Raw genomic sequence first — 18,167 nt, forward strand, 5'->3', positions numbered from 1 at the left:
CAATTTAATGGATTTTTCACACCTGTGATAAATATATCAAAATATTGTTGATCGGATGCCATGGTAGGAAAATTTTCAGCGTAAGTCGGTTGTGTTTTAAAACCCATTGAAGAATCCCACATATTAACAGGTCCTGCGTAAATCCCTTTTCCTTCCGCCAAATTAGGTCTCGCAAAACAGATAGCGGGTTGTTGTAATACATCTATTTTAAATTTAGCCGTACCATTACCATACAAAAACGTATTAGGTAAACCGTATAGTGTATTTATTTGTGGATTAACTGATGAGGAGAGCGTCAACGTATAAGGGGTTCGACAAATGTTTAATGGTTTAGTCAAGTCACTAATACCTGGTGCTTTTTCTCTAATAACGTCACCATTGTTATCTAACCATTTACCCTCCATTTTGCCTTTTATTGAAATGACTACATCACCATCATCATCCTTTTTTGCTGATAAAGGTATAACGCTAATATCATCTAATTTATATACTTGGGTATCTGGTGGAACGACAGTTTTAACCGTCGAGAAGGTATCTCCAATATTGGGTAGGGTAATTACATAGACTTTCTCATAGGTACCGTCACCTTTATCTTTGAACATATTACCCGAACTATCACTAATATAAATATCATTACCCACTTTAATACTTAATAAATGTTTTAAGTCTTTTATTGTGTAACCATTTAATTCTATATAAGGAGGATTACCAATAATTTTGTTTACGGTTGTTGCTGTAGATATTGCATTAGCTGTGATAGGCAATAAAAACAAAATCAAACTAAAAGTGATAACTGATTTGAGATTTTTGAACAAAAAATTGGGCTTTTTCAAAAATAAATTACAGATACCTGAAAAAGATGAATAACGGTATTGAATACTATAATTTAAATAAAATGATAGAACATGTGAATGTAGAACTGTTTTCATTGTTTAATTTTACCTATTTCCTTTTCTTTCAATTAAGAATAAAAAAGATTAAAATTATACGGTTAAGTAGAGTTCCATTCTTCAGACGTGTATTTTTTTAAAACTTCGCATAGCCTTAACTAAAAATAAATTAATAATTAAAACCAATACCGAATATTGCTAAAAATCAAATGTAGGTATATTTATCAATATTACAATTAAAGTTAATTAAAAGTATACTCATCCAATAAAACAATTGAAACAGATATTTTGTAAATATGTCTTAACAAAAGATAACTATAAAAAATACATAAATATTTTTTTAATGTACCCTAGTAAATCCCGTTTTTAAAATTTTGGGCTATACCTATCAAAGATCGAAAAATTACTAATAACTGAATCTATAATTGACTTAACCAAATCATTATCCGCCAAAAAATTAGTCAGTTCTGATGATAGAAAAACCTCAACATATCATTTGTTAACATTTCGCTAATAAAGAGATGTTTTTTGCCGTAGGAAGGAACGTAAACCGTCATAGCTTCTACTAATAAACCAATTATGGATGAAAATGGAATATTTTATGGATGTAGCACTGATGTGTATAAAGAATCCACACATAATCTATATTTATATGAACTGAGCTTCAGAATGATTTTTATCATTTATCTTTTATAACAACGAAAGTTGACCTTAAAAAAGCATAACAGCTTTCGTTTAGCATTCCTATTTAACACCTAATTGCTGACTTTAATAATTAACTGTTATAATCAATTATTACTGTTTTAAGTTAGAATGGATTTTATGTATATTATTTATGGCATTAAAAATTGCGACACAATGAAAAAAGCGTTTGCTTGAGTTGAGAAGTAACGGATTAAATTCCAATTTCGTAATTCCAAACCAGTAATATTACGACTATTCTGTTGCGATCTTTCGTGCTTTTAGTGAATAGGAGACGTTTACTTAATATTCATAGCCTCATCTGGCTACAACATAATAAACAGAACTTTATCTAATTATAATAAAGATGCTGAGATAAAAATTATATTGATGATCCGTCTATATACAATCCTCTTTGTTGATCAAGGAGAAACAAGTTGTATTAGAGTTTTTGCATAAAATTATACAATTTGCCACCAACGTTTCCTTTCTGGCAACAAATTGAAATATTAATCCTTTGTATATATTAGTTATACCAGTTATAAAAATAGCGAATTAACTTCGATTAACTAATATCAAACGCTAAGTTAATCTGTAACTAAACTAATTTTTACTAACACATGCGCCATAAGCTTTATCTACTTCAGGTCTACGAAAGTTTATAACACCTCCGGCTCCTTCTATCATAAGTTGATAATCACCAACCATATCACTGACCCAATAACCATTAGTAACCCAACCAGTCTGATCATAAGTTTGTCCTACATTCCCCCATTCGCTAAACAAACCACCACCTATACGTCGATAATAATTATTACGGCCAAGTGGATTTGGATGTTGAGGTACTATTGGAACATTACTGTGAACCGCATTGGTTACATCCAACATACCCGGTACTCTATAATCACCTAAACCAAAACACCACATCTCTATACTACCTGCCGTATCAAAAAGTTTTTTACGATTAACAAACCATTTTCTTAGAACAAAACCATAACTTACAATAGTTTTTCCGTTTGCATCCTTTCCTTCTAACACTATTTGAGTTGGATTAGTAAATGTATCTGCTTTGCCGCCCTGTGCAAGGGTATCTGCATTAGGTCCACTTAATGTCACTCTAACACTTCCGGTGGTAATGTTACTAAATGAGGCTGTTATATTACCAACACTTACCGGTTGCCAATTTAATGGATTTTTCACACCTGTGATAAATATATCAAAATATTGTTGATCGGATGCCATGGTAGGAAAATTTTCAGCGTAAGTCGGTTGTGTTTTAAAACCCATTGAAGAATCCCACATATTAGTAGGTCCTACGTAAATTCCAGTTCCATGCAGCAAATTAGGTCTCGCAAAACAGATAGCGGGTTGTTGTAACACATCTATTTTAAATTTAGCCGTACCATTACCATACAAAAACGTATTAGGTAAACCGTATAGTGTATCTATTTGTGGATTAACTGATGAGGAGAGCGTCAACGTATAAGGGGTTCGACAAATGTTTAATGGTTTAGTCAAGTCACTAATACCCGGCGCTTTTTCTCTAATAACGTCACCATTGTTATCTAACCATTTACCCTCCATTTTGCCTTTTATTGAAATGACTACATCACCATCATCATCCTTTTTTGCTGATAAAGGTATAACGCTAATATCATCTAATTTATATACTTGGGTATCTGGTGGAACGACTGTTTGAACCGTCGAGAAGGTATCCCCAATATTTGGCAGGGTAATTATATAGACTTTCTCATAGGTACCGTCACCTTTATCTTTGAACATATTACCCGAACTATCACTAATATAAATATCATTACCCACTTTAATACTTAATAAATGTTTTAAGTCCTTTATTGTGTAACCATTTAATTCTATATAAGGAGGATTACCAATAATTTTGTTTACGGTTGTTGCAATGGATATTGCATTGGCTGTGATAGGCAATAAAAACAAAATCAGACCAAAAGCGATAGCTGATTTAAGATTTTTGGTCAAAAAATTTATCTTTTTTAAAAATAAATTACAGATGCTTGAAAAAGATGAATTACGGTATTGAATGCTATAATTTAGATAAAATGATAGAACATGTGAATGTAGAACTGTTTTCATAGTTTAATTTTACCTATTTCCTTTTCTTTCAATAAAGAATAAATTTTACAGTTAAGTAGAGTTCCATTCTTAAAACGTGTATTTTTAATAAAAACTTCGCATAGCCTTAACTAAAAATAAATTTATAACTAAAACCAATGCAGAATATTGCTAAAAATCAAATAAAGGTATATTTATCAATATTACAATTAATATTATTTAAAAGTATACTCATCCAATAAAACAATTAAAACAGATATTTTGTAAATATGCCTTAACAAAGGATAACTATAGAAAACACATGAATATTTTTTAAACAATCCTGGTAAATCCCGTTTTTAAAATTTTGAGCGATACCTATCAACAATTCCGTTATTAAAAGGCTCTAAATAAAAATAGTAATACTCCATAAAGATTATGAGACTAACCCATCTATAACTTAAAAAGCCTTTACCAATCAATACTAGATATACTATATTGACATTGTCTAACTAGAGTGATACCCAATTTATCACTACACACAATAAAATCGAAAATTGTGATAACTGAATCTGTAATTGACTTAACCTACTCATTATCCGCAAAAAAATCAGTCAATTCTGATGATAAAAAAACCTCAACATATCATTTGTTAACATTTCGCTAAGCTAGAATTAAATATTGAAATTACTAATTTGATTAACTCTTCAAATTTGTAGAAATATTCTGGTGAATGTTCTACAACAATTTTTTGTTTGCTGATCTAAAGAGATGTTTTTTGCCGTAGGAAGGAACGTAAACCGTCATATACTCTACTAATAAACCAATCATGGATGAAAATGGAATATTTTATGGATGTAGCACTGATGTGTATAAGAAAACTACACATAATCTATGTTTACGTGAACTGAGCTTCAGAATGATTTTTACCATTTATCTTTTATAACAACGAAAGTTGACCTTAAAAAAGCATAACAGCTTCCGTTTAGCATTCCTATTTAACACCTAATTGCTGACTTTAATAATTAACTGTTATAATCAATTACTACTTTTTAAGTTGGAATGGATTTTTATGTATATTATTTATGGCATTAAAAATTGCGATACAATGAAAAAAGCCTTTGCTTGGCTTGATGAACATCAGGTTCAATATCAGTTTCATAATTATAAAACTGATGGTATTTCAGCTGATCTTATACGATCTTTTTTGCATTTAGTCGATTGGCAATGTTTACTCAATACTCGTGGCAGTACTTGGAGAAAACTCGATGAATCTGTGCGCGCTGCAATTAATAATGAAGATTCTGCAATTAAAATTATATTAGCTAATCCCTCTATTATAAAACGCCCTTTATTGATCGAAGGTAAACGAGCTTTGTTAGGATTTTCTGACGAGAGTTATGCCCAATTTATCACCTCAAAAAAATAAAATCGAGAAGTATTATGACTGAATCTGTAATTGACTTAACCAAAGCATTAATCGCCGAAAAATCGGTAAGTCCCGATGATAAAAACTGCCAAAATATTATTATTGAACGGTTAAAACCACTTGGTTTTGTTATTGAAACACTATGTTTTGGGCGAACTAAAAATCTATGGGCTTATCATGGTGACCCTGTTACAACTACCTTAATGTTTGCCGGTCATACAGATGTGGTACCCGCTGGCGATGAAAATAAATGGTTATATCCACCTTATGAACCAACTATTGACCAAAATGGATTGCTTTATGGACGAGGTGCTGCCGACATGAAAAGTGGTGTAGCCGCAATGGTATGTGCCACAGAAGACTTTGTAAAAACTTACCCTGATCATACCGGCCGGGTAGCGTTTTTAATCACATCAGATGAAGAAGCTGATGCTAGCGATGGTACCGTGAAAGTAGTGGATATGCTACTTAAACGCCAAGAAAGGATTGATTATTGTATTGTTGGTGAACCATCCAGTAATATTAAGCTTGGTGATCAGATAAAAAATGGCCGACGAGGCTCTCTTACAGCAAATTTAGTCGTACATGGTATTCAAGGTCATGTTGCTTACCCACATCTAGCAGAGAATCCTATACATCGTTTTGCCCCAGCTTTAAATGAACTTGTCACAACAATTTGGGATAAGGGTAATGAGTATTTTCCGCAAACAACGATGCAAATTGCTAATATTAATGGTGGTACTGGCGCTGAAAATGTCATTCCAGGAGATTTAGCAGTACAATTCAACTTTCGCTATAGTAGTGAGCTGAGTGATACGATAATTAAAGCACGAGTTGAGCAGATACTACAAAAATACAATTTACAATACACCTTAAATTGGCGGCTTTCTGGTCAACCATTTTTGACACCACAAGGGGAACTGACAGAAGCTACAGCCCATGCAATAAAAGAACTCACTCAAATTGACACACAATTATCGACCAGTGGGGGAACCTCTGATGGACGATTTATAGCAAAATTAGGATGTCAAGTCATTGAATTTGGCGTATTAAATAAAACCATTCATAAAGTAAACGAAAATGTCAGTTGTCAGGATATTATTAAACTAAAAGAAATTTATCAATTAATTTTAGAAAAGCTATTACTTATGACTGAAAGTTAAACCAACCAATTTATAATTATTTTTTGTATTCACCATACAATGTTAAAAAAGAATTTATCTTTTTAATCATGTAAGAATATATTACAGTTAGTACCTAACAATGATGGGCAACAGTAAAAATACCTTTGGGGGAGGCATTAAATGGAGTGGTTTAAAGATTACTGGTGGATAATTCTTATTATTCTTATTGGAATTTTCATTAATACGATTAAAGCGCTTAACAAGCTGAACTACAAATCCTATCTTGAAAAAAAGAAAGGGATAAAACCTATCCCTTATAATGATGATGAGGATGATGATTGGCCAGCAAATCCCCCTCATAATCATCCTTAACATTTGTCCAAACTGTTAATGATTACCGACTTAATATTGCTTGATGTCGATAACGATCAACCCACATTGCAGTTGATCCACAAACGGCAATAGGCATAATAATTAGGTTCAACAGTGGTACCATTGTAAATAGGCTAACTAATATACCATAAATTAAGTTATCGGCTTTATCTTGTTTAAGTAATTGCCGCATATGATGAAAGTCAATTTTATGATTATCAAATGCATAATCGGCATATTGTATATTTACTTGCCATGCAGTAAACAGGAACCAGACAACAGGTGTCACAAATTGACCAATTATGGGAATGAAATACGTTAGTAATATCGGAATTGACCACAATAGGTAATTAATTAACTTTTGTAGTTCACGAAATAATACTCTCGGTAAATCCTTAATCAAACTCATCCAAGAGGTATCAATAGCAGGAATGCCAGTTAAATAAGCTTCTACTTGTTCAGCTAAGAGACCATTAAACGGTGCTGCAATCATATTGGCTACGGTACTAAAGAAATAGCAAAATAAGATCACAAGTGTTAGTACAATTATAAAACTAATAATATAACCAAGCCACTGAAGCCAACTAGGTATATAAGATAATCCCCAATTAGTCAGGCCTGAAATCACCGTAAAAAACCAATAAAATAAAGCTGACATTATTACCATATTGGCGATCAATGGTAAAAATACAAATCGCTTTATTCCCGGATTAAAAGCTAATGACCAACCTTGAATAAAGTAATGTAACCCATTCTTTGACTGATTTTTTATAGTTTGAGAGTAGTTAACTTGCTTTATGTTTTTAATATCCTTTAAATCCACTTATGATCCCTCTTCATATTAATATGATTAATCTTATCAATACACTTATATGATAACATGGTTTATCAATAGCTTTTAATCATCAAATTTACTTAGAAAATCACTATTTAGACGATCAAACCAATCTATTAATTCTCGTTTCAGTGCTTGCATTAGCGCATTTCTACCGTTTAAATGATATGTTTGCATAATTTGTGATTCGCTATGTTGATTATTTAATAGTACCGTTAATATAGGTAAATTTATACCATTTGACTTAGCATGATTACAGCGATTTAATCGATTAAGTGCAGCATAAGTTGACTCATACGATCGATAGTAGTAACAAAATCCGCGCAACTCTTCCAAATCTAATTTGGATAAAGATTGATTGTGATCTATTGATAAGATATTGTTAAATGGTAAATCAATAATCTCTTTTAACCAATACCAATTGCGTTGTAATTTAGTCTGCAATTGATTGACTAACAATTTGGCTTGTTGAGTAATGGGTTTAATAAACATTACTGAATAGCTACCACTACAAGCTTCTTTATGGCTTGCAATGTGAACTAAAATAAAACCACATGCAGTCCAAAACCGGTAATTATCTTCACTAAAGGCAAAGCTTACTGATAAAAAATCTTTGTTTTGTTGAGCTGCTTCAGTAAAAATGGATTGAACTAATTGCTTAGCAATATGTTGCCGACGATAAACTTCAATCACGGCAATACGATTAATTCGCACCGATTGTAATTTAGAGGCTAATTTTTCGCCGGCATGCGCAACCAATGATTGGGCAACTAAATTTCCTTTAGGTCTACGTGTCCCTTTCCAAACCTCTTCTATTAGATTATCAGCTAAATTGCCTTCATTAATTGTTATTGCTGCAGCAATACGTTGATTTTTTGTTTGAGCTTGCCAGACCATTAAATTTTGTGCATCTAACAGACGTCTTAAATCAACTAACGTTGTTTGATAATGGGCAATTTTTAATAAATAATAGATCTGCTTTAGCGCCTTAGTATCATGACGATCAACTTGCGAACAATCGATAGTTTGGTTTGAATTTAGAGATACTGTATCATTGGTTTGTATACCGTTTAGCAATAAACGGTCGCTGAACTGTTCAAGCAAGTCATTAGCATGCCAGCGAATAGGTTTTTCCAAATAAAAGAAATTGCAAGAGTGATGATAGAGCAATTTTAATAAAAAACCCTGCCCTGTTCCTTCGTACCCTTCAACAGTGGTTGTTAATAAAACACGACAATTTTTGGTTAGGGCTAATTGTAGTAATTGTTGAAGCATCGAAAGTGGAATCATAGCGGCTTCATCAATAATGAGATAGTCAGGAAACGCTTTAATGTTGACCTCAAGTAACTCATCTGGTGCATAAAACTGAGTGTCTGATTTAGCAAACCGAAAAAAAGTTTTCAGCGAATTTTTTTGTGGTGCGGTCACAATACAATGATGGTAATGAGTAAACTGTCCGGCTAAGGCTGACTTACCACGACCTCGTTTAGCGATCAACACATTGATCTGTTTATCACTCTGTAAGATTTGGTTCAAGGTGTTTTTTTGTTCTTGCAAATCATCTAATGGTTCATTGAGATGAGGGAATTGATATTCAGTTGTGAAATTGAACTCAGATAATATTTGCTTCAAGTGGGCTACAAAATTGGGGACGGCAATTGGATAAGGATTTTCGTTCCAACGTAGACTATCTTGATCTCTCCAATGTGTAAAATCCGCAGGTAAGACTAAAATGAGTACACTACCTTTTACCAAGGTACCGATCAGTCTTGCTAATGCATCAAGATTAAAGCCTTGAGTTGCATCAAAAATGGCATGTCGATATTCTTGACCTAATAATAATTTAGTTTTATTAGGCGGTATAATTTGCAAAAGATCATTAGATAAATTAATTTGCTGTGTTACTGTGATCCAATCACCTTGATGTTGGCTAGCAATCTTAATTAACTTAGTCCATAAAGCGGTTGCATCATCATATAATACCCATAGCTTTCTGCTGCTATCAGTACTTTGCATAAATTAACTTTTTCCAATTAAAAGTGACAATATACCCGCAGCGATAAGCGGTCCGACAGGGATCCCTTTAAAAAAGGCTACACCGATCAAGGTACCAACAATTAAACCATTGATGATAGTTGGATGTGCGCCGATTAATGATATACCTCGAGTACCAAGCCATGAAACCAATATGCCAACAAATATTGCTGTTAGTGATTGCCAAGTAGTAAAGGATTTCACGATATCTTTAATATTTAATGATCCGTCGGCGAGAGGCACCATCATTGCCGCGGTTAAAACCACAATACCGATAGTCAGCCCATATTGATTCAGAAAAGGGAAATAGTTCGAAAGGGGTGTCAACTTAAAAAGCAAAAGAAGAAGTACCGCAAATGTCACTGTGTTATTGTGAGTTAAATAACACAGTGCTGCCAGACCTAATAAAACAAAAAAAGAGATGTCAAACTGGGCAAACATTATAATTGCACACCAATACGCTTAGCGACTTCTTCGTACGCTTCAATCACGCCACCTAATCCTTGACGAAAACGATCTTTGTCCATTTTTTTCAAGGTGTCTTTTTCCCATAAACGGCAACCATCTGGCGAAAACTCATCTCCCAAAGTAATTTCACCGTTAGATAATCCAAACTCAAGTTTATAATCAACTAAAATAAAACCGGCTTTATCAAACAGCTTACTTAAAACCGTATTAATTTTATAACTGAGTTTTTTCATTTTAGCCAACTGTTCATCAGTAACCCAACCGAAAGTTTTACAATGAGAGTCATTAACCATTGGATCATGTAATGCATCATTTTTCAAAAATAATTCAAACGTAGGTGGATTGAGGATCTTTCCCTCTTCAATACCTAAACGTTTTACTAAAGATCCTGCAGCACGATTACGAACCACACATTCAACTGGCACCATTTCAAGTTTTTTTACTATTACTTCATTATCGGATAATAAGGCTTCAACTTGTGTGGGGATCCCAGCATCATGTAATTTGGTCATAATAAAATAGTTAAATTTATTATTTACCATGCCTTTGCGTTCTAACTGTTCAATACGTAGACCGTCAAAGGCGGAAGTATCATTACGAAACTCTAATATTAATAGATCAGGATTGTCTGTGGTGTAAACTGTTTTAGCTTTACCACGATAAAGTTCAGCCAACTTTTTCATATCTATAGCCTTATTTCAAATTACTAATAAATAATTAAGGAGCTTCACGCTCCTTAGGTTCAAAACTCATTGTTATTTTTTATGCTAAAGTTTGTAGAGAGCTTAAATATCAACATTTTACCCTTTTTCTTGTGACTTAAAATTGAATTAGTAAAACTCATTTTTTATCATCTTTTAATTAGGCGTTTGCTGAACTTTAAAATCAACAAAACTAGTTTCAATTAATATTTATATTTTTTAAGATCTTCTTTTTAGATCCTTTACTTATTCTGATTTTTTATCAGTGTCTTGTTTCTCTTCCTCGTCTTTCTTTTCTTTTACCGGAGGCATACGAGCAGATGGTGGAGCTGCATCATCCATAATCGCATTAAATAAACCAACAACACTGCGTTGTACTTCAATAGGATTAGATGATATGTCCTGCGCTCCACGAGTTAGTGAATTCAATCCAACTGTAATGGTTTCTGTATCACCAAATAGTTGTCGGCGAATCACAAACGAAGCTTGAACAGTTGATTGTTCATTTTCATTCACAATAAACGCATTTGCCGTTTGAATGGTGTTGTTATCACTACTACTGATAGGAATATTATTTCTACTCAAAGTATTTGGAATATTACTCCATACACCACTATTTGCTGGCGCATTTAAAGTAACTACTCCATTACTATAACTTGCATAAGCATCAGCAACAGTTGGAATCGGTATGATTGGTGGACGAATATCAACGTTTTTACCCAAAGCTCCTTCCGTTTCTGCAGTATAGACATAAAAATCAGCCACTTCTGCTGGTATAGCAATACCTTCTGGGATCACTAAAGGCTTTAATGCTGCTGAGGTTAAATAATCATCATTACCATCAACCTCTCGTTTATAATTTTGATCATTACTACATCCAACAAGAAAAATAGAAGAGAGGACCGTCAAAATAACAGTTTTTTTTATGAGCGAGCTTTTACATACAGTTTTATTAAACATAGATATCTGCTTATAAATTAATAGTTATACGAAAATAAATCACAGTAAATTAGCATCTTTTAATGCTTTCTCAACTGCTGGAATTGAAGCATCTGTCAACGAAACCAGTGGTAAACGGATTGTTGCACTTTCAATTAAGCCTAATCTAGCACAAGCCCATTTTGCCGGCGTTGGATTTGGCTCAATAAATAAATTATTGTGCAAAGCCAATAAATTATCGTTAATAGTTCGAGCTTCTTGAATCTGATTTTTAGTAACAAGTTCACAGACGGTGGCTACTTGTTTTGCTGCTACATTAGCAGTAACGGAAATCACGCCATCACCCCCCAAGATCATAAAATCTAAGAAAGTAGAATCATCACCACTCAATAATTTAAAATCATTACCGACCAATTTACGCGTTTTATAAACTCGGGATAAATCACCAGTTGCATCTTTTAATGCAACGATATTTTTAATTTTTGATAATCGACCAACTGTTTCAGGTTTAATGTCACTGCTGGTACGACCTGGTACATTATAGAGGATTTGAGGTAAAGCCGTATTTTCAGCTATGGCTTTAAAATGTTGATACATACCTTCCTGAGTTGGTTTATTATAATAGGGAGCAACAGTTAAACAACCAACCACACCAATATTTTCAACTCGATGTGTTAATTCAATAGCTTCTTTAGTTGCATTGGCTCCTGTTCCAGCAATGATATTAATACGTCCATCGGCATAATCAATTGTTCGTTTAATGACATCAATATGTTCTTGATGATCTAGCGTCGCTGATTCACCTGTTGTACCAACAGAAACAATACCAGATGTACCACTGGCAATATGATATTCGACCAATTTTTTTAAGCTTACGTGGTCCACATTTCCTTTAATATCCATAGGAGTAACCAGTGCGACCAGACTTCCTGTAAACATAAAAAGACCTCTCATATTATCTATTTATAAAATAATTCAAATGAATTAAAAATCTGCCGTTAAGTATGCGATATTTCTTAATTAAATTCAACTTTTGTTATGCAGGATTATCAATATCTACGAAAATAATTTCTAAGTCATATTGTAAAGATAACCACTCTCCAAGTTTCTCAATACCATAGCGTTCCGTTGCATGATGACCTGCAGCATAAAAATTAATGCCATACTCCCGTGCGATATGAATAGTCCGTTCTGAAACTTCACCAGTAAAAAAAGCATCAAATCCAAGTTCAGCTGCACTCTCCAAAAAATCTTGCCCCCCACCACTACACCAAGCAATACGTTTAATGACTTCAGGTGCATTATCACCACTAAAAAGTACTTTACGTTGCTGGTTATGCAACAACTTTTCCAATTTTTGTTTAAATTGTAAAGCGGTCAATGGTTCAGTAAGTGTTCCTTTAAAAAGTAGATCTGTAATATCTTCTCGTTTATCCACTGAGATATTAAATAAATTAGCAAGTTGAATATTATTACCTAAAACAGGATGTCCATCTAATGGCAAATGATAGCTCAATAAGTTGATATCGTGGGATAATAGGGTTTTAATCCGATGATACTTTATTCCCGTTATAGTTTGTGGTTCATTTTTCCAAAAATAACCATGATGAACAAGTACCGCATCGGCTTGCAACTCTACCGCTTTATCTAATAAAAGTTGACAAGCAGTCACACCGGTAACAATCCTTTTTATTTCTTGGCGACCTTGTACTTGCAAACCATTAGGTGCATAGTCATGATAACGCGTGATTTGTAATTCATCATTAATAATTTGTTCAAGTTCAATATTACGCATTGCTCACCCTTACTCCTCTAATTTATACTCAAACGTATAGTTAACCTGAAACATCTTTACGAAAAAGATTATTGTAAAATAGGTAAACTTATTTCACGAAAAAAACTAATTCAACTGGCTATAATTATAGTCGCTTTATTAAATTATCTCACGTATATTGTATTATTAAGAGCCATAAAAGAACTTAGTTTATACACTTCATATCACTATTGCCTTAACCACAACAATCATATAAAGGATTTATAAAACAATGAAAACTCTCGGTGAATTTATTATTGAAAAACAAAATGAATTTCCTCATGCTACAGGGGAATTAACAGCTTTAATTTCTGCTATAAAACTCGGTGCTAAAATTATTAATCGTGATATTAATAAAGCTGGATTAATCGATATTTTGGGCGAAAATGGTGTTGCTAATATTCAGGGTGAAAAACAGATGAAACTTGATGCTTTTGCAAATGAAACTCTCAAAGCAGCACTTGAAGCACGTGGAGTAGTTGCAGGTATCGCATCAGAAGAAGAAGATAATTTAGTTATTTTTGGTAAAGATCGCGCAACTGAAGGAAAATATGTTGTATTAATGGATCCATTGGACGGTTCATCAAACATTGATGTTAATGTCTCAGTTGGTACTATTTTTTCGATCTATCATCGTATTACCGCAATTGGGACACCTGTTACAGAACAAGATTTTATGCAGCCAGGTCATAAACAAGTCGCTGCTGGCTATATTATCTATGGTTCATCGACTATGCTGGTTTATACTACTGGTTGTGGTGTTCATGCTTTTACTTATGATCCTTCTATAGGTGTTTTTTGTTTATCGCACGAAAATGTACAGTATCCCAAAACAGGAACAACTTATTCAATAAATGAAGGTTATTACGCAAAATTCCCTAAAGGTGTAAAAAAATATATCAAATATTGTCAAGAAGAGGATGAAACAACCAATCGACCTTATTCCTCTCGTTATATTGGATCGTTGGTATCTGATTTTCATCGTAATCTATTAAAAGGTGGGATCTATATTTATCCGAATACAGCGCAATATCCAAATGGGAAATTACGCCTTCTTTATGAGGCCAATCCTATTGCTTTTTTAGCTGAGCAAGCAGGTGGAAAGGCTACAGATGGATTAAGAAGAATTTTGGACATTGAACCACAACAATTACATCAACGTACACCTTATTTTGTTGGAGTTAAATCAATGGTTGACGATGCCGATCGATTTATGGCTGAAAACGAGGACTAACCCTATTACGATTAAATTATCGAGAGTCAGCAACAATACTAATATTAAAAAGTAGTTCACCAATATTTATTAATAATATGATTATCAAGTGATTAAACTCTTTAAATTACTTGATAATTTGATTTAATGAGAAATAAGAAACCATTACTTATAATAGCTTAATTATATGGAATCAAATCGGTATCGCAAAACAAATATAACAAGCTATAGAATATCGCTTAAAACATGTACCTAAACATTTAAAAACGTTTGAATAATCAGTGGATCAGAGAAATTAAATATTTCAAACAAAAATCACATCAATGAACTTAATTAATTTAAATTGACTTATATAATGTAAGCCTCTTATATACTTTAAATAAAGAAAAGGTAAAACTAGGCGAACAGAATAAAAACTGGCATAATGAGCCTCATTTTTATAGATAAGAAAAGTTATTGTGCCAAACGCTAAATTAAGTGAACGCTTTCGGGGATTTTACCCAGTCGTCATTGATATTGAAACTTCGGGCTTTGATCCAAAGCTCAACGCTATTTTAGAAATTGCAGCTATTACCCTAACAATGGATAGTGCTGGATGGCTTGAACCTGAGCAATCTATACAGTTTAATGTTAACCCTTTTGAAAACGCGATTTTAGAACCTACCGCTTTAGCTTTCAATGGTATTGATCCGACTAATCCATTACGAGGTGCGGTTGATGAAAAAATCGCCTTGGAAGAGATATTTAAAACAGTACGAACAGGTATTAAAGCCAATGATTGTAATCGTGCCGTTATTGTGGCACATAATGCTCATTTTGATCACAGTTTTTTAATGACAGCAGCAGAGCGAGCAGGAATTAAACGCAATCCCTTCCACCCTTTTGCTACCTTTGATACCGCATCACTAAGTGGCTTAGTCTTTGGTCAAACTGTGCTGGCCAAAGCTTGTGAAGTCGCACAAATCCCATTTGATTTAAAGCAAGCTCACTCAGCACTTTACGATACTGAAAAAACAGCAATTCTATTTTGTGAGATTGTTAATCGCTTCAAGCGATTAGGTGGTTGGCCATTAGCTTTAACAAGTAATGAGTAGCCAAATTAGAGAAAGTAAACTCACAAGAGAGTTTTACGGACTCTCTTACTGTATTTACTATGATATTAACAGATTTATGCTTTATGTTTTTCGGCAGTTGCTTTAATTAAAGTTTGTAATTCACCAGTTTGAAACATTTCTAACATAATATCACAACCTCCAACCAACTCACCTTCAACCCATAACTGTGGAAATGTTGGCCAATGAGCAAATTTTGGCAATTCAGCACGAATATCAGGATTTTGTAAAATATCGACATAAGCAAAAGGTTCACCACATTGAGATAAAACCTGCACCGCCTGCGCCGAAAAGCCACAACTAGGTAATTTAGGTGATCCTTTCATATAAATTATAATTGGGTTTTCTGCTATCTGCCGTTTAATTTTATCGATCGTGGCCATTTCAATTGCCATAAAAATAATTCCTTCTTAGTTGTGTTTTATTGGTTGATTTTAACATATTATTAATTAATATTTGTCATACTAATTTGTTCAGACCTAGAGTTCTTCATTAGCTTAATTATATTTGACTAATAGGTTGCTCCAAAAAACATACAAATATGTTTTGCTTCTGAACTTTTTGAAATACGGCCATCATAACTTGCAACAGTATAGTACTTATACTCGTAGATAATATTACCCTTCTTGTCCTTAACTATTTTACCCTTGTTATCCCTCTTAGGTGTCTTCTCATATTCATTGTTAGTAAGGTAATTACCACCTTGCCCAAAACCTGAATTCGGGCGGGTAGCTTCGGTTATATTCCCCCATTCACTAAACAATCCACCATTTATTAGATTTACTCCCCAATATTCTCTAGGTCTCCAGGGATTACGATGATTTTCAAAAACATATGAACTATAAGATGTAATCTCTCGACGATAATTATTAATATTACGACCGGGTATACCTCCATTCCACGTAAAACCATTTGCATTGGTGAGATCTGATATCGCTGGTTCATGATAATAGGTGTAGGTCATTGGTGCATATATATAAAGTGGTTTCTTATAAAGATCCTCACAGATTCTATCCGCAACAAAAAACCATTTTTTTATTTTGAAAGAATAAAGTCGAGTATTTGTAGCTTTATAATCAATATAAAAAGCACTACCTCGTGTAATTATAGGTAAGGTAACCACACCAGTATTTGACGATATGGTTATTCTCAATTTATTGCCGGTATTTATGTCTTGATTAGGAGCTATACTAAGTTTTGCCATCAAGTTAGAGGTTCCTACAGTGTGAATTAATCCATCATCACCAACAGTTCTAGTGTTTAAATTCTCTCTTCCATCCTTAGGTGGATTGTTATCCTCAAAATTAACCCCAGATAAGATTCCATTATCATAACCCTCTAGTACTTGTTGGGCTGTTAGCCCAGCTATAATTAAATCAAAAAATAAGCCTTCTCCGCCAATTGTTGGAAAATTTTTCGGTGGGTAATATATATCTTGCGGTTTAAAACCTTTTCCGGCTACCCATGCTGAACCATTTAAATCGGGCAGACCACTACCCGAAGTAGAATCATTGGAAACATCTGGTGGACGAGCATAACAAACATAAGGAGTTGTGATTTTCGGTCGTAAATAGTATGTATGGCTACTTCCCACATTACCTTTTACTTCTCTCGGTATGCCATATTGAGTTGAAAAATCACTATTTGTAACAGCTATTGTCAATCGATAGGGGGAATCACATGGATCTAATTGCCAATCTTGATGCATTTTTACAAAATTAGAAATATCCGCGCCTGAACTATCTTGCCAAAATAATGATATAGTACCAGTTGCTTTGAAATTATTATCACCATCTGGATCTTGCCAATTATAACCTAACACTGAATTCAAATCTATCATTGAATTATAGTCATTTCCAGAACTTAACGGTACAAAAGTGCCTATATCTTGCCATCGAGTGCCAGCGGGTACTTCAATCGGATTTCTAGGATTTGATGAATCAACTATTGAATTTGGAAAAAGTATAGTTACATCATTTTCAGGTATAAAAGTTCTTCCATCAGGGTTTCTCATAACTAATAAAGAAGATAATTTTGTTACCTTTGTTTGCCCTTCATCAAAAGTGATATAAGGCAGGCTTCCTATTACTTCTCTGGCAGTAATGGCAGTTAACGCATTTACTTTATTAATACTCATTAACACACTAAGAAATAAAATAAAAGTAGATAAAAAAAATTTTAACTTTAAACATCTTGATACATTAGATATTGGATTATTATTTAAATTCATTATCAAATGTAATGTTTGGTTTAAAAATGATATGGAATTTGTTGATAAGAAATTAAAATAAGCTCGCAAAATAAAAAAAATTTGAAACAAATTTTTTAAAAAAGAAGAACATAGAACCCGCAAAATATAGGAAACATAGACGACAAAATATCTAAAATAGTACTTTAAATAACTCGATATAATCATATTACTATATTTAAATTATCAACCTTAGTTATTATTACTTTTCATTAAATAATAGAATTCATATATATTACTA

16 protein-coding genes are annotated in these 18,167 nt (G+C 33.2%); 5 read left to right on the forward strand and 11 right to left on the reverse strand.

The window, feature by feature from the left end:
* Together A9G11_RS12130 and A9G11_RS12135 are read right to left on the reverse strand one after the other, a co-directional pair.
* Positions 1-929, reverse strand: a 929-nt coding sequence (locus A9G11_RS12130) for a hypothetical protein (RefSeq protein WP_141674424.1), incomplete at its 3' end; no start/stop codon positions are given.
* Positions 930-2,174: 1,245 nt separating this feature from the next.
* Positions 2,175-3,566, reverse strand: a complete 1,392-nt coding sequence (locus A9G11_RS12135) for a hypothetical protein (RefSeq protein ID WP_141674425.1) — start codon at positions 3,564-3,566, stop codon at positions 2,175-2,177.
* 1,144 nt (positions 3,567-4,710) lie between these two features.
* Between A9G11_RS12135 and A9G11_RS12140 the strand changes: the two genes are divergently transcribed.
* The 3 genes from A9G11_RS12140 (at position 4,711) to A9G11_RS12150 (ending at position 6,563) form a co-directional block, all read left to right on the forward strand.
* On the forward strand, positions 4,711-5,067 hold the full coding sequence (locus A9G11_RS12140) for an ArsC family reductase (protein WP_065619868.1): 357 nt from the start codon (positions 4,711-4,713) through the stop codon (positions 5,065-5,067).
* 14 nt (positions 5,068-5,081) lie between these two features.
* Positions 5,082-6,230: a succinyl-diaminopimelate desuccinylase gene (dapE, locus tag A9G11_RS12145; protein ID WP_065619869.1), complete on the forward strand. Its 1,149-nt coding sequence runs from the start codon at positions 5,082-5,084 to the stop codon at positions 6,228-6,230.
* Positions 6,231-6,371: 141 nt separating this feature from the next.
* Positions 6,372-6,563, forward strand: a complete 192-nt coding sequence (locus A9G11_RS12150; protein ID WP_065619870.1) for a YpfN family protein — start codon at positions 6,372-6,374, stop codon at positions 6,561-6,563.
* Positions 6,564-6,585: 22 nt separating this feature from the next.
* Here the strand turns inward: A9G11_RS12150 and cysZ are convergent, their stop codons facing one another.
* The 7 genes from cysZ to A9G11_RS12185 form a co-directional block, all read right to left on the reverse strand.
* Complete coding sequence (gene cysZ / locus A9G11_RS12155; protein ID WP_255308546.1) at positions 6,586-7,335, reverse strand: sulfate transporter CysZ; 750 nt, start codon at positions 7,333-7,335, stop codon at positions 6,586-6,588.
* 126 nt (positions 7,336-7,461) lie between these two features.
* On the reverse strand, positions 7,462-9,414 hold the full coding sequence (locus A9G11_RS12160) for a GNAT family N-acetyltransferase (protein ID WP_065619871.1): 1,953 nt from the start codon (positions 9,412-9,414) through the stop codon (positions 7,462-7,464).
* A gap of 3 nt (positions 9,415-9,417) precedes the next feature.
* Positions 9,418-9,873, reverse strand: a complete 456-nt coding sequence (locus tag A9G11_RS12165) for a DUF441 domain-containing protein (RefSeq protein ID WP_065619872.1) — start codon at positions 9,871-9,873, stop codon at positions 9,418-9,420.
* Positions 9,873-10,583, reverse strand: a complete 711-nt coding sequence (gene purC / locus A9G11_RS12170; RefSeq protein ID WP_065619873.1) for a phosphoribosylaminoimidazolesuccinocarboxamide synthase — start codon at positions 10,581-10,583, stop codon at positions 9,873-9,875. Before purC ends, A9G11_RS12165 begins: the two co-directional genes overlap by 1 nt.
* Positions 10,584-10,847: 264 nt before the next feature.
* Entirely contained in the window at positions 10,848-11,561 is a 714-nt protein-coding gene (bamC, locus tag A9G11_RS12175; RefSeq protein ID WP_065619874.1) for an outer membrane protein assembly factor BamC, read from the reverse strand.
* Between the two features lie 39 nt (positions 11,562-11,600).
* On the reverse strand, positions 11,601-12,479 hold the full coding sequence (gene dapA, locus A9G11_RS12180; protein WP_065619875.1) for a 4-hydroxy-tetrahydrodipicolinate synthase: 879 nt from the start codon (positions 12,477-12,479) through the stop codon (positions 11,601-11,603).
* A 97-nt stretch (positions 12,480-12,576) separates the two neighbouring features.
* Complete coding sequence (locus A9G11_RS12185; RefSeq protein WP_065619876.1) at positions 12,577-13,335, reverse strand: Nif3-like dinuclear metal center hexameric protein; 759 nt, start codon at positions 13,333-13,335, stop codon at positions 12,577-12,579.
* A gap of 250 nt (positions 13,336-13,585) precedes the next feature.
* On the opposite strand from A9G11_RS12185, the gene fbp reads away from it, so the two are divergent.
* Together fbp and rnt are read left to right on the forward strand one after the other, a co-directional pair.
* The gene (gene fbp, locus A9G11_RS12190; RefSeq protein ID WP_065619877.1) at positions 13,586-14,587 is read left to right on the forward strand and encodes a class 1 fructose-bisphosphatase; all 1,002 of its coding nucleotides are present in this window, start codon (positions 13,586-13,588) and stop codon (positions 14,585-14,587) included.
* Positions 14,588-15,024: 437 nt separating this feature from the next.
* On the forward strand, positions 15,025-15,660 hold the full coding sequence (rnt, locus tag A9G11_RS12195; RefSeq protein ID WP_218056143.1) for a ribonuclease T: 636 nt from the start codon (positions 15,025-15,027) through the stop codon (positions 15,658-15,660).
* 74 nt (positions 15,661-15,734) lie between these two features.
* On the opposite strand, the gene A9G11_RS12200 is transcribed toward rnt, so the two are convergent.
* Both A9G11_RS12200 and A9G11_RS12205 read right to left on the reverse strand, forming a co-directional pair.
* Positions 15,735-16,061, reverse strand: coding sequence for a Grx4 family monothiol glutaredoxin (locus tag A9G11_RS12200; RefSeq protein WP_065619882.1), 327 nt, complete (start codon positions 16,059-16,061; stop codon positions 15,735-15,737).
* Between the two features lie 128 nt (positions 16,062-16,189).
* Positions 16,190-17,815 (reverse strand): hypothetical protein, encoded by a 1,626-nt coding sequence (locus A9G11_RS12205; RefSeq protein WP_065619879.1) that lies wholly within the window; start codon positions 17,813-17,815, stop codon positions 16,190-16,192.
* Between the last annotated feature and the right edge of the window lie 352 nt (positions 17,816-18,167).

It is taken from the genome of Gilliamella sp. wkB108 (assembly GCF_001690195.1).
In the GTDB taxonomy this organism is placed as follows: domain Bacteria; phylum Pseudomonadota; class Gammaproteobacteria; order Enterobacterales; family Orbaceae; genus Gilliamella; species Gilliamella apicola_L.